15 protein-coding genes and 1 tRNA gene are annotated in these 21,569 nt (G+C 33.9%); 9 read left to right on the top strand and 7 right to left on the bottom strand.

Going from position 1 to position 21,569, the window contains the following annotated elements; genetic code table 11:
- Positions 1-1,198: 1,198 nt before the first annotated feature.
- The gene (locus J2W95_RS07400; protein ID WP_310005523.1) at positions 1,199-1,807 is read right to left on the bottom strand and encodes a superoxide dismutase; all 609 of its coding nucleotides are present in this window, start codon (positions 1,805-1,807) and stop codon (positions 1,199-1,201) included.
- Between the two features lie 331 nt (positions 1,808-2,138).
- Here J2W95_RS07400 and J2W95_RS07395 point away from each other — a divergent pair, with 331 nt between their 5' ends.
- The 5 genes from J2W95_RS07395 to J2W95_RS07375 all read left to right on the top strand — a co-directional run bounded on the left by J2W95_RS07395 (position 2,139) and on the right by J2W95_RS07375 (position 11,948).
- Complete coding sequence (locus J2W95_RS07395; protein WP_310005521.1) at positions 2,139-5,312, top strand: UvrD-helicase domain-containing protein; 3,174 nt, start codon at positions 2,139-2,141, stop codon at positions 5,310-5,312.
- A 75-nt stretch (positions 5,313-5,387) separates the two neighbouring features.
- Positions 5,388-6,581 carry a glycine C-acetyltransferase gene (gene kbl, locus J2W95_RS07390; RefSeq protein WP_310005519.1) on the top strand — a complete coding sequence of 398 codons (1,194 nt, stop codon included), beginning with the start codon at positions 5,388-5,390 and terminating at the stop codon, positions 6,579-6,581.
- A gap of 111 nt (positions 6,582-6,692) precedes the next feature.
- Positions 6,693-8,150 carry an OmpA family protein gene (locus tag J2W95_RS07385; protein WP_310005517.1) on the top strand — a complete coding sequence of 486 codons (1,458 nt, stop codon included), beginning with the start codon at positions 6,693-6,695 and terminating at the stop codon, positions 8,148-8,150.
- Positions 8,151-8,213: 63 nt separating this feature from the next.
- Positions 8,214-10,979, top strand: a complete 2,766-nt coding sequence (locus J2W95_RS07380; RefSeq protein WP_310005516.1) for a PD-(D/E)XK nuclease family protein — start codon at positions 8,214-8,216, stop codon at positions 10,977-10,979.
- Positions 10,980-11,276: 297 nt separating this feature from the next.
- Entirely contained in the window at positions 11,277-11,948 is a 672-nt protein-coding gene (locus J2W95_RS07375; RefSeq protein ID WP_310005514.1) for an ATP-binding cassette domain-containing protein, read from the top strand.
- Here the strand turns inward: J2W95_RS07375 and J2W95_RS07370 are convergent.
- The 6 genes from J2W95_RS07370 to J2W95_RS07345 all read right to left on the bottom strand — a co-directional run bounded on the left by J2W95_RS07370 (position 11,945) and on the right by J2W95_RS07345 (position 18,050).
- Positions 11,945-12,727 (bottom strand): alpha/beta fold hydrolase, encoded by a 783-nt coding sequence (locus J2W95_RS07370; protein WP_310005512.1) that lies wholly within the window; start codon positions 12,725-12,727, stop codon positions 11,945-11,947. The two genes, J2W95_RS07375 and J2W95_RS07370, sit on opposite strands and share 4 nt — an antisense overlap.
- A gap of 136 nt (positions 12,728-12,863) precedes the next feature.
- Positions 12,864-13,670: a TIGR00266 family protein gene (locus J2W95_RS07365; RefSeq protein ID WP_310005510.1), complete on the bottom strand. Its 807-nt coding sequence runs from the start codon at positions 13,668-13,670 to the stop codon at positions 12,864-12,866.
- A 202-nt stretch (positions 13,671-13,872) separates the two neighbouring features.
- Entirely contained in the window at positions 13,873-16,134 is a 2,262-nt protein-coding gene (locus J2W95_RS07360; RefSeq protein WP_310005508.1) for a hypothetical protein, read from the bottom strand.
- Positions 16,094-17,098, bottom strand: coding sequence for a hypothetical protein (locus J2W95_RS07355; protein ID WP_310005506.1), 1,005 nt, complete (start codon positions 17,096-17,098; stop codon positions 16,094-16,096). The genes J2W95_RS07360 and J2W95_RS07355 overlap by 41 nt, the downstream gene beginning before the upstream one ends.
- A gap of 20 nt (positions 17,099-17,118) precedes the next feature.
- Positions 17,119-17,289, bottom strand: coding sequence for a hypothetical protein (locus tag J2W95_RS07350; RefSeq protein ID WP_310005504.1), 171 nt, complete (start codon positions 17,287-17,289; stop codon positions 17,119-17,121).
- A gap of 2 nt (positions 17,290-17,291) precedes the next feature.
- Complete coding sequence (locus J2W95_RS07345; RefSeq protein ID WP_310005502.1) at positions 17,292-18,050, bottom strand: enoyl-CoA hydratase/isomerase family protein; 759 nt, start codon at positions 18,048-18,050, stop codon at positions 17,292-17,294.
- A 127-nt stretch (positions 18,051-18,177) separates the two neighbouring features.
- Here J2W95_RS07345 and J2W95_RS07340 point away from each other — a divergent pair.
- From J2W95_RS07340 to J2W95_RS07325, 4 genes are all read left to right on the top strand, one after another.
- Positions 18,178-18,251, top strand: a tRNA-Ala gene (locus tag J2W95_RS07340).
- Positions 18,252-18,363: 112 nt separating this feature from the next.
- Positions 18,364-20,472: a prolyl oligopeptidase family serine peptidase gene (locus J2W95_RS07335; protein ID WP_310006149.1), complete on the top strand. Its 2,109-nt coding sequence runs from the start codon at positions 18,364-18,366 to the stop codon at positions 20,470-20,472.
- A 308-nt stretch (positions 20,473-20,780) separates the two neighbouring features.
- Positions 20,781-20,966 carry a hypothetical protein gene (locus J2W95_RS07330; RefSeq protein WP_310005500.1) on the top strand — a complete coding sequence of 62 codons (186 nt, stop codon included), beginning with the start codon at positions 20,781-20,783 and terminating at the stop codon, positions 20,964-20,966.
- Between the two features lie 224 nt (positions 20,967-21,190).
- Positions 21,191-21,505, top strand: a complete 315-nt coding sequence (locus tag J2W95_RS07325) for an HPF/RaiA family ribosome-associated protein (protein WP_310005498.1) — start codon at positions 21,191-21,193, stop codon at positions 21,503-21,505.
- The last annotated feature ends 64 nt before the right edge of the window (positions 21,506-21,569 follow it).

The raw sequence follows: 21,569 nt of genomic DNA, 5'->3' as shown, positions 1-21,569 counted from the left end.
TGTAAATCAACATATTACCCAATAATCGAGTATTTAGGGCATTTATCGAATATATTTTAAAAGGAATAATTCTCAAAGTATATTTGACTACCATAATTTTAGTAGGTTAAGTTTATGGTAGATTTGGGGCAAAAAGGGTGAAAGTAAAATTTCACCTTTTTTATTGGAATAAAGCCAGGTTTTAGATTTTAGCGATTAGTCTGACAGAGAGATAGTTGTAAGTAAAAAATGATTTAATATATTGAAAATCAATAAAATAGCTAATAATCGAGTATTTAGGGTATTTATCGAATATATTTTAAAAGGAATATTTCTCAAACTATATTTGACTACCATAATTTTTAGTAGGTTAAGTTTATGGTAGATTTGGGGCAAAAAGGGTGAAAGTAAAATTTCACCTTTTTTATTGAAATAAAGTCAGGTTTTAGATTTTAACGATTAGTCTGACAGAGAGATAGTTGCAAGTAAAAAATGATTTAAAATATTGAAAATCAATAAAATAGCCAATAATCGAGTATTTAGGGCATTTATCGAATATATTTTAAAAGGAATATTTCTCAAAGTATATTTGACTACCATAATTTTTAGTAGGTTAAGTTTATGGTAGATTTGGGGCAAAAAGGGTGAAAGTAACATTTCACCTTTTTTATTGGTATAAAGTCAGATTTCTTATTTAAATAAATTAAGAGTAAAATAACAAGTCAAATACTCTGAAAATCAATAAATTAACTAATAAACGTGTATTTGTGACATTCATCGAAAATATTTTCAATAAAGTGATTATCAATGTATATTTGAGGACCATAATTTTAGTAGGTTAAGTTTATGGTAGATTTGGGGCAAAAAGGGTGAAAGTAACATTTCACCTTTTTTATTTTAAAAAAATAAGATTTAATTAATTGACAACCAGTAAATTGACTATTTAACGAGTATTTAGGGTATTCATCGAAAATAGTATTAAAACAGTTTATTCCAATGTATATTTGACTACCATAATTTTTAGTAGGTTAAGTTTATGGTAGATTTGGGGCAAAAAGGGTGAAAGTAACATTTCACCTTTTTTATTGGAATAAAGTCTCAAGAAAAAATAGAATTTAGAGAATAGAAAAAGATAAAAAGTATTGATCAAAAAAAATAGACGAACAAACTATAAGTTCATCCGTCTATTCTCAATATTCTTTATTCTATTTTCTTCTAACTATTTCTCTAAAACAAAACGTCTAGTTACTTCTGTCCAGTTAATTACATTGAAGAAAGCTTCGATATAATCAGGTCTTCTGTTTTGATAATTTAAATAGTAAGCATGTTCCCAAACATCCATTCCTAAAATTGGAGTTCCACCGCAACCTACTTCTGGCATCAATGGATTATCTTGGTTTGGAGTTCCACAAACGTCAAGTTTACCACCTTTTTGCACACATAACCAAGCCCAACCTGATCCAAATTGTGTAGCACCAGCTTTAGCAAATTTTGCTTTAAATTCTTCAAAAGTACCAAAAGAGCTTTCGATAGCTTCTAACAATTCACCTGTTGGTAATCCACCACCGTTTGGAGACATAACAGTCCAAAACAAGTTGTGATTGTAAAATCCTCCACCATTATTGCGAACCGCAGCATTCTTTTTATCTAGGTTAATTAAGATATTCTCAATTGTTTTTCCTTCCAAATCAGTTCCAGCAATAGCCGCATTCAAATTTGTTGTATATGCATTGTGGTGCTTTGAATGGTGAATTTCCATTGTACGAGCATCAATATGAGGTTCTAATGCGTCATACGCATAAGGTAATTGTGGTAATTCAAAAGCCATAATATAGTTGTTTAATGATTTATAAATATTTTATTCAAAATTAAACATTTAACTTTGGAATTGAAAATTCTATTTCGTTATAATTTCATCAAATAAAATGATATTACAATTCTTATTATTTAAATCCTTGTAATTAGGAGCTATTTCCCGCTATTCGTTTCAAACGAAGTTCACTGAACTCCGATGAAAATAAAAGTATAGTGAAGTAATCTTTTTAGTTGCAGAAAAAGCAACTAAAAAGGATTTCCACTTCTATCGGGGCTAGGGCATTTCGAATTTTAAGAATCTTTAGTGTAAATCAGAAGTCTATAATTGTTAATTTAAAATCCAAATGGAGAGACCTTCTTTTGCCATATACGATGCTTCCGCAGGTTCAGGAAAAACATATGCTCTTGTAAAAGAATACCTCAAAATCATTCTTACTGCAAACAAAAATGATGCTTACCGAAATATTCTAGCCATAACGTTTACCAACAAAGCGGTGCACGAAATGAAAAGCCGAATCGTAGGCAGTTTGTCCGAATTCGCCAAAGACGAACCTAATTCCAAAGCTTCGGATCTAATGCAGGACTTATCTGTTGATACAGGACTTTCCATAATTCAAATAAAAATCAAATCCCAACAAATCATTAAGCACATTATTCATAATTATGCTGCTTTTGATATATCCACGATTGATAAATTTACACACAAAGTAATTCGTGCTTTTGCTCACGATTTGGACTTACCCATGACTTTCGAAGTAACTTTGGATACCGAAAACCTGCTAACCGAAGCGGTAGATGCTATTATTGCGCAAGCCGGGGAAGATGAAACGCTGACCAAATTACTCATCGATTTCACGATGGAAAAAACCGATGATGATAAATCTTGGGATATCTCCCGAGAAATTTTGGAAACGGGAAAATTAGTGTTGAATGAAAATAACCGAAATGAGATTACTCATTTTCATGATAAATCGATCAGTGATTTTATAGCCGTAAAAGAAAAATTAGTTCAAATCTGTAAAGATTTGGAAAAAGAAAATGCAAGCCTTGCTAGTGAACTATTATTGCTAATTGAGAACAATACCATTGATTTAAAATCATTTTCAAGAGGAACTTTTCCCAATCATCTTCAAAGCATAGCAGATGGAAAATTCAATTCAAAAAACAAAATGTTTAGGGAGTTCGATGATATTGCCATCAATAAAACGGCAAAGGACCGAGCGTTAATAGAAAATATAATCCCCGATTTGTTACAAAGTCTTTCAGAAATATACAAAAACTTCGAAAAGCGAAATTTCTATAAAGCCTTTTTGAAAAACATCACTCCTTTATCTTTATTAAATACGGTTAGTAATGAATTGACAAAAATTCAAAACGAACAAAATGTATTGTCGATAACCGAGTTCAACGCGATTATTCACCGAGAAATCCAAAATCAGCCAGCTCCTTTTATTTATGAACGATTAGGAGAAAAGTATCGTCACTTTTTTATTGATGAATTTCAGGATACTTCCGAAATGCAATGGCAAAACCTGATTCCACTTATTGATAATGCGCTTTCTGGTCAAGATGATTCTGGACAAAAAGGAACTTTAATGATTGTTGGCGATCCAAAACAATCTATTTACCGTTGGCGTGGAGGTAAAGCAGAGCAGTTTATTGAGTTAAGTAAAAACCAAAATCCTTTCAGTAATCCAGAAAAAAAACTAGAGCATTTAGACAAGAATTACAGAAGTTATTCGCAGGTAATTGAATTCAATAATGACTTTTTTCAATTATTGTCAAATGAATTCAGCAATGCCGATTATAAAGATTTATACGAAAATCACAGCCATCAGAAGATAAATAATAAAGTTGGTGGTTATGTGAATATTTCTTTTTTACCTGAAATTGAATCGTCAGAAGAGGATGAAGAGATATTGGATAAAACGGATTTGTATGTTTTGGCCACATTAAATACAATACAAAAAGTTGTAAAAGAAGGTTTTGAATACAAAGACATTGTAATTCTGACTCGAAAAAGAAGCCAGGGAATTGCTGTTGCGAATTATTTAACGGAACAAGGCGTTCCACTTTTGTCTTCCGAAACATTGATGATTCAAAACGCAACTGAAGTTCGATTGATTATTCATATTTTAAAATATTTGAAGAATAGTTCTGATTTGGAGTCAAAGGCCAACTTTTTGCAGTATTTGGCGCAAAACAAACAAGATGAATTGCCTGTTCATGATTTTATAGCTAAAGGAATGGAATTAAAAGAGGAAACGACTTTTGAAAAATGGCTTGAAAACTGCAACATAGAACTTTCGTTTCAGAATATTAGAAAGAAATCATTATATGAAGCCGTTGAAATAATTATTTCTAAGTTTTTGAAAACTAATGAAAATTCAGAAGCACAATCGTCATCTAGTGCTTATGTCCAATATTTTCTAGACATTGTTTTAGAACGAGATGTGCGTAATCAGGCAGGAATTTCGGATTTTCTGAATTATTGGGACAAAAATTCGGAGAAATTCAGCATTCCTTCTCCCGAGGGGACAAATGCGGTTCGGATTATGACTATTCATAAATCAAAAGGATTGGAATTTCCAGTTGTAATAATGCCTTTTGCCGAAGAAGATTATAATAGAAAACCGAAAGATAAGTTATGGCTTAATTCGGAAGAACAAGATTTTGATATGCCAAAAATACTGGTTGATAACAGTAGTGCTATTGAAGAATTTGGGGAGGAAGCTTCTCTTGTTTATAATTTAAAAAAGCAAGAAGAATTGTTAGATAACATTAATGTATTGTATGTGGCTTTAACCAGGGCTGAAGAGCAATTATATGTTATTTCTCAAAATATAAAGCCAAGAAAAGATGGAGAATACCCAAGTAATATGGCTTCATTTTTTATAAAATATTTGATACAAGAGGGGGTTTATGATGAAAATCAACTCGAATACAAATTTGGAGATCAAATTAAGTTATCTGAAAAATCCAAACATATTGATACTTCAAAAAACATTCCTGTAGTTTCTGCGGTTTTGAATCCGAAAAATATAAAAATTGCACAAAGAGAAGCATTAATGTGGGGAACGCATCAATTGGAAGCTATTGAGTTTGGTAATGTGATACACGAAATACTTTCTTTTATAGCTACAAAAAATGATGTTGAATTGGCAATTAGTAAAGCGATTGAAAACGGATTGATTACGATATTTCAAAAAGACATTGTTTATAATGCAATTATTGAAATAGTAAATCATCAAGATTTAGTTGAACATTTTGGCGAAGGAAATGAAGTTTTGAATGAAAAAACAATCATTCAAAAAGAGGGTGGTACTATTAAACCAGATCGAATTGTGATTAATAAAGCAAAAGAAGTTTTTTTATTGGACTATAAAACAGGTCTTCCTAATCCAAAATATAAGTATCAATTGGAAAATTATCAAATGGCAATTGAGAAAATGGGATTCAAAGTATTAAAAAAAGCACTCGTGTACATAGGAGAAGAAATCGATGTAGTACATTTGTAAAAAAATAAATAATTGTCAAATAGCGAAGTTTATGGCTTATCTGTCTTTAAACTTTAAGATTTAAAACCTAATAAAATGTACGGTAAAATTCAACAACACTTACAATCAGAGCTTCAAAATATTGAAGAAAATGGAATTTTTAAAAAAGAAAGAATTATAACTTCTCCCCAAGGAGCAGAAATTACCATTTCGACAGGGGAAACAGTTTTAAATTTTTGTGCTAATAATTATTTAGGACTCTCGTCACATCCTGAAGTGGTTCAAGCTGCGAAAGATGCGATGGATACTCATGGTTTTGGAATGTCATCCGTCCGTTTTATTTGTGGAACACAAGACATTCACAAAACACTGGAAAAAAAGATTGCCGATTTCTATGGAACTGAAGATACTATATTGTATGCAGCGGCTTTTGATGCAAATGGAGGGGTTTTTGAGCCTTTATTTGGAGAAAACGATGCCATTATATCGGATAGCCTAAATCATGCTTCTATAATAGACGGAGTGCGTTTATGTAAAGCGGCTCGTTATCGCTATGAAAACAGCAACATGGAAGATTTAGAGCAACAATTGATTAAAGCCAATGAAACAGGAGCTCGATTTAAAATAATAGTTACCGATGGTGTTTTCTCTATGGATGGAATTGTAGCACCATTAGACAAAATCTGTGACCTAGCTGATAAGTATGATGCTTTGGTTATGGTTGATGAATGTCATGCAGCAGGATTTATTGGCGCAACTGGAAAAGGAACTCTAGAAGCTAAAGGTGTTATGGGTCGTGTTGATATCATAACAGGGACCTTAGGAAAAGCTTTGGGAGGTGCTATGGGAGGCTATACAACCGCAAAAAAAGAAATAATAGAATTGTTACGTCAACGCTCTAGGCCTTATTTGTTTTCAAATTCATTAGCACCAGCTATTGTTGGGGCGTCAATCAAGGTATTTGAGTTGTTAGAAAAAGATACTAGCCTTAGAGATCGATTGGAATGGAACACCAATTATTTTAAAGCAGGAATGGAAAAAGCAGGATTTGACATAGTAGAAGGGGATTCGGCTATAGTTCCGGTAATGTTATATGATGCAAAATTAGCTCAAAATATGGCTAATGAGTTATTAAAAGAAGGGGTTTATGTCATCGGTTTCTTTTTTCCAGTAGTGCCTAAGGACAAAGCAAGGATAAGAGTACAGTTGTCTGCGGCACATACAAAAGAACATTTAGATAAAGCAATTAGTGCTTTTGTAGCTGTGGGTAAGAGACTTGCTGTAATATAATTGTTAAATTTTGTGTTTACGAAGTGTTTTATTTAACATTTTATTTTGTTGTTACAGAAAATCGTCCTACTTTTGTTTCAAATTAACTAATTGTAATTAAAAATAACAAGTATGAAACATCTTAACAAACTTTTAGTTGCTGTAACGATGGTGATGGGATTAAGTTCTCAAGCACAGGACAGTAACAATAAATGGGCTATCGGTTTTGGAGTAAACGCGATTGACTACAGATCTAGTGCTGGTGACGATTTTATGAGTCATTTTGACCAACCTTTTAAGGTAGATGAAAACTGGAACATTCTTCCATCGGTTTCTTATATCAACGTATCAAGGTATGTAGGAAGTGGTTTTATAGTAGGGCTTACAGGATCTATCAACCAAATTGATAAATTTGTTATACCTGTTCCTGGGAAAACTTGGAATGGACCTAATGATTATGCAGCTGTAAATCCTGGAGATTTGATGTACTACGGTATCGACGTGACTGCTACTTACAGTTTCATGGAATTAATCAAATCTAAAGTAATTGAGCCAACATTAAGCGTAGGTGGAGGTTATACTTTCTTAGGAGATGAGAGTTACGGAACTGTAAATCCTGGAATTGGAGTTAATTTTTGGTTTACTGAAAATGTAGGTCTTTCTTTATTAGGGACTTATAAAAAATCTTTCGGAGATAGACAATATGCTGGTACAAATACACCAGATGCACCTTCTTATTCTCAATATTCTGCAGGTTTAACTTTCAAGTTTGGAGCTAAGGATACTGATGGAGATGGAGTATATGACAAAGATGATGCTTGTCCAGAAGTGGCAGGTTTAAAACAATTCAATGGTTGTCCTGACACAGATTCTGATGGTATCGAAGATTCTAAAGATAAATGTCCTACAGTTGCAGGTACTGCAGAATTCCAAGGTTGTGCTGATACAGACGGTGACGGTGTAGCAGATCCTGATGATGCATGTCCTTCAGTAGCTGGATTGAAACAATTCCAAGGTTGTCCTGATACAGACGGCGACGGTGTTACTGATGCTTCAGACAAATGTCCTAAAGAAGCAGGTCCTGCGTCAAATGGTGGATGTCCTGTTTTAGATGCTGATAAAGATGGTGTTCCAGATTTAGATGATGCTTGTCCTACTGTAGCTGGTCCTGCTAGCAACAAAGGTTGTCCTGAAGTAACTGAAAAAGTTATTGAAGAACTTAGAGTTCAAGCTAGAGCAGTTTACTTCGTAACTGGTAAAGCCGTACTTGAGACTGCTGATAAAGGAGCAACAGATGGTAGATTAGAAGCAATTAAAGAAATTCTTAAAAACTACCCTAATGCTAAATTTGCAATCGAAGGTCACACAGATAATACTGGTAGCGCTAAATTAAACCAAAAACTTTCTGAAGCTAGAGCTAAAGTTGTTATGGATAAATTAATTGAAAAAGGTGTTAACCCTGCTAACTTAACTTCTGCTGGGTTTGGTTCATCTAAACCAGTTGCTACTAACAAAACTAAAGAAGGTAGAGCACTTAACAGAAGAACAGAAATTAGACACATAGGTACAGTATACGAAGGTAAATTGTAATCGAATATCTAAATAATTTTAAAAAGCCATTCTTAATTGAATGGCTTTTTTTATATTTATAAAATGACAAATACTAGTTTTTTAGATAAAATTGCTACTGTAATAATAACTGAGTATCAAAAAATTGTAACTGATATTATAGTAGTGTTACCCAACAAACGAGCAAAAATATTTCTTGTTGAAGCATTAAAAAAGCAAACAAGTGAAAATATATTTTCACCAGAAATCATCAGTATTGAAGATTTCGTTCAAAGTATTGCAGAGATAAGAACTATTGATCCCATAGAATTGTTATTTGAGTTTTATGAAGTATACCAGTCAATTACAGATAAAAAGAATCAACAATCATTTGAACTTTTTGCCAATTGGGCCAAAACATTGCTTCAGGATTTTAATGAAATTGATCGTTATCTCTTAGATTCAAATCATGTTTTATCGTATTTAAAAGACATTGAAGATATCAAAAAATGGGGTATTGAAGTTGAGAATAAAACACAATTACTTGAAAACTACATTGATTTTTGGAAATTATTGCCCAAATATTATGAGTCTCTTTATGAACATTTGCTCAAAAAGGGAATAGGGCATCAAGGATTGATTTATCGTGAAGCAGTAAAAAACGTCAATACTTTTTCAAAATCGATTCAAGGCAAACAATTTGTTTTTGCTGGTTTTAATGCTTTGAACGCCTCAGAGGAAAAAATAATTCAAAATCTTATTACCTCAAATCAGGCTAAGATCTATTGGGATGCTGATCAAACTTTTCTAAATGATCCTTATCATGATGCCGGTTTATTCGTGCGTCGTTTTAAAGAAAGTTGGAAACATTATAACTCACATCCTTTTGAATGGATAGTGGATGATTTTTCGGCTACTAAAAACATTCAAGTAATAGGCACTCCAAAAACCATCGGTCAAGCCAAGATTGCAGGAAGTATTATTGAGAAAATCAATATTGAAAATTCGACGACAACACTTGATAAGGTGGCTATTGTTTTGGGAGAAGAGAATTTATTGATTCCGCTGTTGTATTCTTTACCCAATACTGTTGGAGCTTTGAATATTACTATGGGATATTCTAGCAAAAATAACCCCGCACAAATTCTGATTGCAAAATTATTTAAAATGCATACCAATGCATTGTCTAGAAGCAATAGCAGTTATGTTTTTTATTATAAAGATGTATTGGATATATTGACCCACCCGTTAATTGAGCCTTATGCCAATACGAGTGCTTTGGTAGGGATTATCAACAAAAACAATTACACTTTTATTAGCCATCATAAATTATTAGAATTAAATAATAATTCTAATGATCTATTTTTGCTTGTATTTCAAAAATGGGAGACTGGCTCTATTGTCGTTTTAGAAATAATATCTAGTTTATTACTAAAGGTTAAGAATAATTTAAGCAATGAAAATGAAGAGGAAAAAATTGCAAAAACTTTTGTCTATGCCATTTTTAAAGTGATTAATAAATTGATTAATTATTATTCAAAGCACACAGAAATTGATACTATTGATACATTGTATGCCATTTATAAACAAGTAATTGATTTGGCGGAAGTTTCTTTTGAAGGAGAACCTTTAAATGGATTGCAGATTATGGGGGTTCTTGAAAGCAGGGTTTTAGATTTTGAAACCGTTATCATTACTTCTATGAATGAGGGCAAATTTCCAGCTGGTAAATCGCAAAACTCTTTTATCCCTTATGATGTGAAGCGTGAGTTGGGATTACCTACTTTTAAAGAGAAAGATGCTATTTATACTTATCATTTTTATCATTTGTTGCAACGTGCAAAAAATATTTATCTGCTCTATAATACTGAAAGTGAAGGTTTGGATGCAGGTGAAAAAAGCCGTTTTATTACCCAATTAGAAGTAGAGAAGCAGCCTAAACATACAATAACTCACGAAATTTATAACGCAGTTTTACCAGACACCGCATATTCACCGATGGTTATTCCGAAATCAGAGAAGGTGATGGATCGTCTGAAAGAAATAGCAGAAAAAGGGTTTTCTCCCTCAGCGTTGACGAGTTATATACGGAATCCAATTCAGTTTTATTTTCAAAAGATTTTGAGGATTAGTGAGGTCGAAGAGGTTGAGGAAAATATAGCTTTGAATACTCTTGGAACAATTATTCATGAGACTTTGCGTGTTTTGTACGAACCTCTTGTTGGAAAATTTATTTCGGAAATTGACATTCAAAATTGCATAAAACAAATAGACTTTGAAGTTTTAGTACAATTCAAATTGGTTTACAAAGAAGGAGAAATAAAAAAGGGAAGGAACTTATTGGCTTTTGAAGTTGCAAAACGCAATGTTTTTAACTTCCTCAAAGTAGAATTAGAGAGTATTAAAAATGGTGATGCCATAAAGATTCTGGAGCTTGAAAAAACTTTTGAAAGAAGGGTAGAACATCCAAGTTTACCTTTTCCTGTTTTGATTAAAGGAAATGTTGATAGGATTGAAGAACGAAACGGAATAATCAGAATTATTGATTATAAGACTGGTAAAGTAGAAAAAGCGAATGTTACTCTTAAATCCTGGAGAGGATTGAAGGATGATATCAAAAACGACAAAATAATTCAGGTTTTGGCGTATGCCTATATGTATGAGGAAAATGCTAATGGAAAACCTATCGAAGCAGGAATTATTTCTTTTAAAAACCTAAAGTCAGGTTTTCTGCCTTTTAATTTTAAAGAAGAAAAAGAGAGTATTGCTATCATTAATAATGAAATCCAATCTAATTATTTGGAACAAATAGTTTTGTTACTGAATGAAATATTGGATGTGACAATTCCTTTTGAGGAGAAAATTCTATAACTGAATGAGTAGAAAATGGTATAATGTATTTGAGTTTTTCAAAAGCACACTTCCGATTAATTTTGCTGGTAGTTTTTTTGTTTTTCTTTTTGGAGGCATGATAGCTTTTAATTATTCGATTCTCACTTTTGGTTTTGGTTTAAGTTTACTTTTTAAAGAAGTCAATGCTAAAAACGAGTATGTGTTTTACTTCAATAATAAAATTTCCAAAATACAGCTTTGGGTTTATTCATGGTGTTTTACTTTTGTTTTTTTAGTGGTTTGTTCTTTTGTTTTTAATTTGATAAAGAAGGTGTTTTGAAAAATCATTTATTAGAGATTGATAGCGTTCAGAAATCTTTTGACAATAAAAATATATTGTCGGATGTTTATTTAAAATGCGAAACAAAAGATGTTATAGGACTTCTTGGCAGAAATGGTTCAGGAAAGTCAACTTTTTTAAAAATTATTTTTGGGATTATTTCTGCCGATTTTAAGTTTGTTAGAATTGACGGCATTGTAAAAACCAAGACAAAGGATTTACTTGATGAAATTAGTTATTTGCCTCAGGATAATTGTATTCCCAAAGTGTTTTCGGTCAAAAAAACGATACAATTATCAGTTCCAAAAGAGAGGATTCAGGAGTTTTATTCAGATGAAATCATTGTAACAATGTTAGATAAGAAGATTTCTCATTTGTCTGGGGGAGAATTACGATATTTAGAAATTAAAATTATACTCAATAACTCTTCAAAATTTGTTTTGTTGGACGAGCCTTATAATGGTTTGTCACCTTTGATGGCTGAGAAAGTAAATGAATTAGTAGTTGAGAATTCAAAAACGAAGGGCATTATTATTTCTGATCACAATTATGAAAATGTAATTAAAGTGTCAAATAAATTAATTTTATTGAAAGAAGGTAAGGCACATCATCTTCTTTGTAAAGAAGAACTAGTTGAGAAAGGTTATCTGAAAGAAGGAATGCTTTAAACTCCTTTAAAAAAGTCAACTAAAACAGTTAGTAATTCAGCTTGGTTTTCAATAGAGCTCATATGACCGTCCGGAAAAGTTACCAATTCAACATCGGAGTTTTTTATTTGTTCCAAGTTTTCGTCGTAATTGAGAACAGGGTCCTTTTTTCCTAAAATCAATAATTTTGGATAAGTTGTAGTGTGTAAAAGAAATTCTCTGTCTTTTCTAGCTTTCATTCCCTCAAGTGAGGCGACGATTCCTTGCAATGGTGTTTTCAAAGCTTGAATTTTTACTTCTTCTATCTCTTTGATAAGGATTTCTCGGTTCTCTTCACTGAATAAATTGGCAATCGAAAGTCTTATAAAGGTTTCATAATCTTTCTTAACGGCTTTGATGGCTCGGTCTCTGTTTTTCTTTCTTTCTAAGCTGTCTTCTTTTGAAGTAGAATTAAGTAATACCAGGCCTTTCATTTTTTCGGGATACAATTCGGCGAATGCTAAAGCTACATATCCACCCATAGAATGCCCAACAAGAATAGCTTTTCGAATTCGCAGTTTGGATAAAACCTCGTGAACCACATCGGCATTTTCTTCCATGGTTTGGATATAACCCAAGCTTCCGGTTTCACCATGTCCTAACAAATCGATAGTAATGAGTCGGTTTTTTTTACTTAATTCAGGAACAAAAGCATCCCACATGGTTTTGTTTTCTAAAAAACCGTGCAACAAAACTACTACAGTTCCTTTTCCGGTATCAGAGTATGAAATTTGTGTGTTTTTGTAGAGAAGTGTTTCCAATGGAATAAGTATTATGTTGATAGTTGTACAATACAAAATTAATTTTTTAAATTCCTAAATGCTACATTTGAAGAAAGCATTTTATAAAATTAATGGCTTCCATTTCTGAAAGCCATTAATATTTAAATATAAAAAATTAAAAACGATTGTCTCCGTCCAAAAGATTTCCCAATCCGCCGAGTAAACTTCCTTCATCACGACCGTTTCCTCCTGATCTTGGTGCCGATGCAATGATTCTGTCTGCCAATCTACTGAAAGGCAATGATTGAATATAAACGGTTCCTGGACCACGCAAGGTTGCATAAAACAAGCCTTCTCCTCCAAAAATAGAATTCTTGATTCCGCCTATAAATTCAATGTCATAATCGACATCTTTCGTAAAACCAATGATACAGCCTGTATCCACTTTTAGAACTTCGCCGTGCGCTAATTCTTTTTTTGCCATTGTTCCTCCTGAATGAACGAATGCCATTCCGTCTCCTTCAATTTTTTGCATAATGAAACCTTCGCCTCCAAATAAACCGCGTCCTAGTTTTTGGGAGAATTCTATTCCAACCGAAACGCCTTTGGCAGCACATAAAAATGAACTTTTTTGGCAGATAAATTTCCCTTGGAATTGTGTTAAATCTATTGGAAGAATCTTCCCGGGATATGGTGAGGCAAACGAAACTTTGCTTTTGGTGTTGCCTTGATTAAGGAATGCTGTCATGAATAAGCTTTCGCCTGTGAGAACTCTTTTTCCGGCATTCAAAAGTTGGCCAAACAAACCCGAACTTGATTGTTGCGTGGATCCGTCTCCAAATATGGTTTCCATTTTGATATTGTTTTCCATCATCATGAAACTGCCCGCTTCAGCAATTACTATTTCTTGCGGATCCAATTCTATTTCCACATACTGCATTTCTTCTCCAAAAATCTGATAATCTATTTCGTGTGCTTGCATGATTTCTCTAATTTAAGTTTTTGGATAAGTCGGTTTCAAACTCAGAATGTTACAGTTTATAGACAATCACAAACCTACAAAGCATAAATTTTGCACAGTTTTCCAAGTAACTCGGACAGCCTGACAGCATAAAACAAAGGGACCGATTCACCGATGAATTGGTCCCTTTGTTTTATGGTGGCACGCCTAATTATATTTAAGTCTATTTTTGAACGTAGGTTTTGAAATACCCACATTCGTTGATGATTTCTTTATAGTACTTGGTTTTAGAATAATTGGCTTTTATGTTTTTGAAGCCTTGCCAAGCGAGAAAATTAGTTTTGTCGTCCTGAATGTCCCAAGTGGATAAATTGAGAGAATAATATCTTTTGTTGTAATAGTCGTTTCGTTCACATTTGGCCATCATGTATTGAGTTTTGGCTTTTTGCTCGTTGTTTTTGGAAGCTGAAAATGCTTTTTCGTAATAAGCTTTCGCCAAAGAGCAGTTAGTAATCATGTCACGAATTGGGTCTCTAAAAAAATCGGGAGTTGAGCCAGAACCAGTAATACTTCCTTCATAAAACAGTCGGCCGTTACCAAAATGAGTGATGTTGTAAAAGGCATGACCGAGCAAAAGACTGTTGTTGTACACATCGATTTTTTTCTCAACATTATCCTGCATTTTTTGGATGGTGGTTAGAAAATCAAGCATAGTATATTTCTTTTTTTGAGCGGCTTGATGGTCGCAATCGTGGCAGTCTTTGATGTTGCCAAGAAATGGATTTCCATAAAAAACAGTGTTTTGAAGCTTGTCCGATTGTTTTATAAAAGCTATGGCTTCTGGGATTTTGTTTTCGAAAGTGGCTTTAACTCCTTGAAAATAGTTAATGTCGGCCAGTTTAATTTCATAAATGGAAGTTCCAATTTTTTCTAATTCGGTTTTGTTTGCTTTGGATAAAAAAGCCTTCATGTCGAGCAATTGTTTTTCATTATCATAAAAACTGAATTCATGATTGAAAATTTCGGTCATTACGGTATTTTTTTGAGTGTGGTATAATGCTGCCAAATAGTTTTTGCTCCAAGCAGAAGCATTTTCATAGCGGAAACTTTCAATAGGCTTTTTAGGCAATTCAAAATACAACCAGGACAAATCGGCCAAGATAGTTTTTTCGTTTTCTGAATTCAGTTGGTCTATTTTGCTGAGGTTGTTTACGAATCTTAATAATCTTACTTGATTAATAGCCAAAGGAGTTTTTGGCATTTTGCTTTCGGCTTTGTCAAAATTCTTGTCGGCTTGTTTAAAATTACCATTTAAGGTTTCCAGATAACCTGCAGCCACATTCCATAAATAAGGTTTTGAAGTTTTGTCCGATTCTGCAATTTTGTTAACCAAATTGATTGTCGATTTGTGAATGCTGTCTTTGGTTCTTTTTTTGTTTTCAAGAACCGTTTTGTCTTTGAAAGATTGATCTATTTTGTTTTCCTGATTATTGATTAATCGGGTCAATAAAAAATCAAGATGTTGGTTTTTTGGTTGTAGTTTGTAGATTTCGGCTATGGCTTTTTCATCATCATTATAATAGCCCTGAATAGCCCAAAGAGCTGCTTTTTCATCATCGGTTTTAGCCATTGACAGCGATTGTTTCCAGTCTTTTTGTTCTTGTGGATGAAAACAATAAGCTGAAACTACTCTCATAGTTGGGCATTTGTCAAATACCTGACTGTAGAGAAAATTAGATTTGGCATAATGTTTTTGTTTATATTCTACTCCAGCTACGTAGGCTAACGCTCTGAAATATAGAGTGTTTTTTGGAATTGATTTTTCTGTTTGATAAAAGAAAGATACACCATTTACCTGACGATCACTGTAAAAACTAGCTTTAATTGCCAAAAACCAATATCTGTTTTTCAGGAAAGGATCCTTAGCGTCGCTGTATTTTTTTTCTATTGATTTGATCCAATTACGGTCAGTTAGAAGCTGTGGTTTTGTTGTTTCGTCATAATTCCAAGAATCAAATTGTTGGGTGGAATAGGTTTCGACAAATTGGGCATCACTCAAAAACATTAGAAAGTCTTTTACTTTACTATCGTTTATGTTGAATTTTTTATTCCATTTTTCAGTCCATTTATTTGTCTTTCCTTTTTTATAATAAATGTTCAAATCGGCTACATCTGTACTGCTTGAGTCAGTCAAGAAAAAGGTCAAATCTTTTTCGTTTATTTTACCTTCAAGATACGTCGACCAGTCTTTTATATTCTCGGAGTTGAATCGTGTGCGATGTTCGGTGTCAAAACCAATTCCATAAAAAACATCAGTAGATAAGAAAAGTGGAGAGTAGGATTTGTCCACAAAAGTTTCGGGTGTGAAGTTGGAATCAAATGACCAACCCCAATCACCATCTGCGCATGCATAAATTGTTCCGTAAACTAAAAGCGCAAGAGCACTAAAAGCAATTAATAATTTTTTTAAAAAGGGCTGTATCATATTTTTTTAAATTCATTTCGTCAAGATCATAAAAGATAATTTCTTTTGGATTTTGAGTTGTATTTTCTTCAAGGCTATTTGCCATTTCGAGCAAATCGTTTTCTGATATTGTTTCTATTTTTATCTGGTCGTTTTGTTTATAAAAAACACCGCCTTTAAAATTGGAATTTGTGGCGGTTAACCAGTTGTTTTTTGTAAGAGCAAAACTATTGTTATTTTTTAAACTATCGATATCAATTTTGTTTCTTAAACCTATTATTTTTCCATCCCTTATATGAATGCCCCAAGAATAAATAGGCAATGCAACATCTATAGGTAGAGGGTAGTTTTTTAGACTTGCTAAATAACGATTGGCAATGTTTAAATCGTATATCGAATTAAAGGAATCGGTTGCTATTTTACCCATATTGTAGTACATCAATACGCCTCGATCTACATTTGGGATTTTTGTTTTCTTGAAATATTTTATCTGGTGGAGTCGAATGGTTGCCGATAGTTTTTTATTGGAAACCTTTTTAAAAGCGTCTATAAATCGCAAGTAATTGTCTTTACTTTCAAGAGTCCAATCACAATCGATTTGGATTTCCTGAATGGTAATATTGTTTTTTGAGTTGATTTGCTGAATGAAACTATTTGTTTTTTGAGCCAAATCCAATACATTTAATTTCTTGTCCAACATCACCTTATTTTTGATGTAAACCACAGGGATAATTTCAAAACCTGAAGCTACATCTTCGAAACGGATTGGAGTCCTAGGAAACGGTTTTTGAGTTTTCGGACTCAGGTCAATATCAAAATACCGAATATAAAGTCTCTTAACCTCGTTTGTTGTCAAGGTGTTTTTTTCTTTTGGCGAAAGCCTAAAAATGGTTTTCCAATAATAAAAAGAAATTGTAGGTTGTTCCTGTTGCTGGCAGGAAATAAAGAGACAGAGGATAACACCAAAAATGATTATTTTTTTCAAAGAGAAGCAGTTTTAATAAGTTACTCTTTTCTGTTTTTGGCTCGAGTGTAAGTCCAATAGGCTAGTAAAACCAATATAACAAAGGGTAAGTAGGAGCCAATAAGAACACCTATTTGATATCCTTCATTGGGAGCATTTTTAATTTTTTCGTTAATGTTTACCTTTTGAAGGAGTAAAATCAAAGCTGTCATTGTTATTTAATTAATGCGTTTTTAGTGAAATCGGATAGAACAAGTTTGCCGGAAATGGCTGCTCTTTCTTTTAATAGTTTATCCCAATGTGCAGTTCCTTCCCAAAAGACTTTTTTCATTTCGGCAAGTGCCTCTGGATTATAATGGGATAGTTTTTTGGAGAAAGCGATTACTTCTTGATCTAGTTCTTCTTGGGTTTCAAGTACTTTGGCATATAATCCTTTTTGGTGGGCCCAGGATGCTGCTTTCCATTCGTGTGCGGCCAAAGTCATTTCGGCCATTGCTGTTTTTCCAATTTTACGGCTTACGGCAGGTTCTATCACAAATGGACCAATTCCGATTGCCAATTCTGATAATTTGATAGCACTTTCTTGGGTTGCAATTGCATAATCACAGGCTGCAATAATACCAACACCGCCACCAACGGCTTTGCCTTGAATGCGTCCAATAATTATTTTTTTGCATGAACGAATAGCATTAATCAAATTGGCAAATCCAGAGAAAAAGCGAGTACCTTCATCAAGAGTGCTTACTGCAAGTAATTCATCAAAGGAAGCGCCTGCACAAAAAGCTCCGACTCCTTCGCTTTTTAAAACAATTACTGAAATTTCGGGATTATCACTCAAAAAAGTAAGTTCATTAGTCAATCGATCCAACAATACTCTAGGAAAAGAGTTGCTGGCTGGATGACCAAATTGCACCGTAGCGATTTTGTTTTCTATGGTTGTTAAGAGTGTTCCGTTTTTATCAGATGTAAGCATAAGGTGTATTTTGATGTAAAGTTAAAAAAGTAACTGAAGCAAAATGTTATTTTTTTGGATTTAAAGAATAGTCTTTTTGAAATTTGCATATTCCTATAATTATATGTTATATTTGCGCCATAGCATTGGGGGATTAGCTCATTTGGCTAGAGCGCTTGCCTGGCAGGCAAGAGGTGGTCGGTTCGAATCCGATATTCTCCACATATTAAACCCAAACTATGTTTGGGTTTTTTTTATGTCTTGTTCTGAAATTTTTTTCTCTATTTTTGTTAGGTACTTAACCTAATAATTTATGAAAAAAATCCTATTTCTGATGGCTGTATCTACTTCAATGGCTTCTTTGGGGCAAAACCAAAAACAAACTCCAATAACTTATCCCACGACAGCAAAGGGACAAACGGTTGACGTTTATTTCGATACCAAAGTTGGCGATCCGTATCGTTGGCTCGAAGACGATAAATCGGCTGAGACAGCTGCTTGGGTCAAAGAAGAAAACAAAGTGACTTACGATTATTTGTCTCAAATTCCTTTTAGAGGCGCATTAAAAGCGAGGCTCGAAAAACTTTGGAACTACGAAAAAATAAGCGCACCATTCAAAGAGGGGAATTTTATTTATTATTATAAAAACAACGGATTGCAAAATCAGGCGGTTTTGTATCGTAAAGATGCCAAAGGCAAAGAAGAAGTTTTTCTGGATCCAAATACTTTCTCAAAACTAGGAACAACTTCATTGGGAGGACTGGATTTCTCCAAAGACGGTTCTAAAGTTGCCTATTCGATCTCAGAAGGCGGAAGTGACTGGCGAAAAGTAATTTTGATGGATGTCAACAATTTTAAAAAATTGGAAGATACTTTGGTCGATATCAAGTTTAGTGGAGTGTCTTGGAAAGGAAACGAAGGATTCTATTATTCCAGTTATGACAAGCCAAAAGGAAGTGAATTATCAGCTAAAACCGATCAGCATAAATTGTATTACCATAAATTAGGAACGGCTCAAAAAGACGATCAAGTAATTTTTGGCGCAGACCAAAAACGCCGTTATGTAGGCGGAGGCGTAACCGAAGACAATCATTATCTAGTGATTACTGCTGCCAATTCCACTTACGGAAACGAATTGTACATTCAGGATTTGACCAAACCCAACAGTCCTATTATAACGATTGTAGATAATTTTAATAGTGACAACAACATTATTGAAAACGAAGGAGGGAAATTATTTATAGAAACCGACTTAAACGCACCCAATAAACGCATTGTGAGTGTGGATATTAGCAACCCAAAACCAGAGAATTGGAAAGACGTTATTCCTGAAACCGAAAACGTTTTGACACCATCAACAGGAGCTGGATATTTCTTCGCTAATTATATGAAAGATGCCGTATCGATTGTGAAGCAGTACGATTACTCAGGTAAATTAGTGCGAGAAATTCAATTACCAGGATTGGGGACAGCTACTGGATTTGGAAGCAAGAAAGACGAAAAAACTCTTTATTATTCGTTTACCAATTACATCACACCGGGAACTATTTATTCTTTTGAACCAAAAGCGGGAAAATCGGCGGTATATGCTCAACCAAAAGTTGATTTCAAAAGCGAGGATTACGTTTCTACACAAGTTTTTTATACTTCCAAAGACGGAACCAAAGTTCCAATGATCATCACCCATAAGAAAGGATTAAAACTCGATGGAAACAACCCGACCATTCTTTATGGATATGGAGGATTCAACATTAGTTTGACACCAAGTTTTAGTGTTTCCAATGCTGTTTGGATGGAAAATGGCGGAATCTATGCAGTAGCCAACCTTCGTGGAGGAGGAGAGTATGGCAAAAAATGGCACGATGCGGGAATCAAAACTCAAAAACAAAACGTCTTTGATGATTTCATCGCCGCCGCCGAATATCTAATTGCCCAAAAGTATACATCTTCTAGTTTCCTTGCCATCCGTGGCGGATCCAACGGCGGATTATTGGTGGGAGCTGCCATGACTCAACGTCCAGATTTGATGAAAGTCGCTTTGCCGGCCGTGGGCGTGATGGACATGTTGCGCTACCACACCTTTACATCTGGTGCCGGTTGGGCTTTCGATTATGGAACTTCAGCAGACAGCAAGGAAATGTTTGAGTATCTAAAATCGTATTCCCCAGTTCAAAATGTGAAAACTGGCGTTCAATATCCAGCTACTTTGGTCACCACTGGCGATCACGACGACAGGGTAGTTCCTGCACACAGCTTTAAATTTGCTGCCGAGTTGCAGGAAAAACAAACAGGAACCAACCCAGTTTTAATCCGAATCGATATCAACGCAGGCCACGGCGCCGGAAAATCACTCGCAGCAACCATTCAGGAAATCTGTGACATCCAAGCCTTCACGCTATACAACATGGGATTTACAACATTGTCAACAATAAATAATCCATAGTTAATAAGGAGCTTGATCCTGCTGTACGCTACAAGCTTTTTCATAAAACGCCCTTTTTCTAAGAACAAAAAGGAGCTTCCGCTGGTCGCTCTTTTTATTCAAGAAAAAGGGCATTTTATTTCAAAAGGCTTTTCACTTCCATCAGGGCTAGGGCAGCAGTTTTCATAAGAACTTTATTTTATACAAACGCCAGTCGAAAGATTGACGTTTTTTTGGTTTAAAAAGTACCCAAAAACGTCAAATTTGAGGTTCGTGACGTCAAAAATGACGATACACTACGTCAAAAATGACGATACATTACGTCAAAAATGACGTCCGAGACATCAAATTTGACGTTGGTAACTCCATATATGACGTTAACAACCCCAAATTTGACAGATGAGAATTCAAAAATGACATTATGCAAGTCCATAGTTGACGTTCAGGGCTCCAAATTTGACGTCGATAACTCCGAGTATGACCTTAACTACTCCAGATTTGACGTTTTGAGTTAATTTTTGAGCTATGAATAAAAACAAGCTCGAAGATTGTATTGCCATAATCGAACAAGAAATCGCTTTTCGACAAAAAACAATACTGTCTTTTTTTATTTTCAATCTTATTATCTGTATGTCATAAAAATAACCTTTTTCTTTCATAATGTTTTGCTAAAACAGAATTATGAAAAGGAATAATCTTTAACTTTGAGATATATCAAAAACAATTAAAATTTTTACATATGAAGGTACAGATCAACACAGACAAGAATGTAGAAGGTAGCGATAGACTAGAAGTTTATTTTTCTAGCGAAATCACAAGAGTATTATCCCGTTTTGATGACAAAGTGACTCGTATTGAAGTACATTTTGGAGATGAAAACAGTGCCAAATCAGGTGTAAACGACAAACGTTGTCTTATTGAAGCGCGCCCAGCCAATATGCAGCCAATCGCCGTTACAGAACACGCCGATTCTATTGAAAAAGCTTTTGCAGGGGCTCTGGATAAAATCAAAAAAGTGCTAAACACTACATTCGATAAACAAAAAGTACATTAAGTAAATTATAAATATAACAAGAGAGGCTGTCCCTAAAAAGACAGCCTCTCTTGTTTTGTGTTGA

The sequence above is a fragment of the Flavobacterium granuli genome (assembly GCF_031456055.1).
GTDB classification, from domain to species: Bacteria; Bacteroidota; Bacteroidia; order Flavobacteriales; family Flavobacteriaceae; genus Flavobacterium; species Flavobacterium granuli_A.
The sequence above is the reverse complement of the archived record's forward strand: the minus strand, read 5'-3'. Positions and strand labels throughout refer to the sequence as shown.

Excerpts from the sequence above, each read along its gene's own strand:
- J2W95_RS07395 (WP_310005521.1), top strand. The coding sequence starts at position 2,139 with ATGGAGAGACCTTCTTTTGCCATATACGATGCTTCCGCAGGTTCAGGA.
- J2W95_RS07345 (WP_310005502.1), bottom strand. The coding sequence starts at position 18,050 with ATGCTTACATCTGATAAAAACGGAACACTCTTAACAACCATAGAAAAC.
- J2W95_RS07385 (WP_310005517.1), top strand. The coding sequence starts at position 6,693 with ATGAAACATCTTAACAAACTTTTAGTTGCTGTAACGATGGTGATGGGA.
- J2W95_RS07380 (WP_310005516.1), top strand. The coding sequence starts at position 8,214 with ATGACAAATACTAGTTTTTTAGATAAAATTGCTACTGTAATAATAACT.
- J2W95_RS07330 (WP_310005500.1), top strand. The coding sequence starts at position 20,781 with ATGACGTCCGAGACATCAAATTTGACGTTGGTAACTCCATATATGACG.
- J2W95_RS07335 (WP_310006149.1), top strand. The coding sequence starts at position 18,364 with ATGGCTGTATCTACTTCAATGGCTTCTTTGGGGCAAAACCAAAAACAA.
- J2W95_RS07350 (WP_310005504.1), bottom strand. The coding sequence starts at position 17,289 with ATGACAGCTTTGATTTTACTCCTTCAAAAGGTAAACATTAACGAAAAA.
- J2W95_RS07325 (WP_310005498.1), top strand. The coding sequence starts at position 21,191 with ATGAAGGTACAGATCAACACAGACAAGAATGTAGAAGGTAGCGATAGA.
- J2W95_RS07365 (WP_310005510.1), bottom strand. The coding sequence starts at position 13,670 with ATGCAAGCACACGAAATAGATTATCAGATTTTTGGAGAAGAAATGCAG.
- J2W95_RS07400 (WP_310005523.1), bottom strand. The coding sequence starts at position 1,807 with ATGGCTTTTGAATTACCACAATTACCTTATGCGTATGACGCATTAGAA.
- J2W95_RS07360 (WP_310005508.1), bottom strand. The coding sequence starts at position 16,134 with ATGATACAGCCCTTTTTAAAAAAATTATTAATTGCTTTTAGTGCTCTT.
- kbl (WP_310005519.1), top strand. The coding sequence starts at position 5,388 with ATGTACGGTAAAATTCAACAACACTTACAATCAGAGCTTCAAAATATT.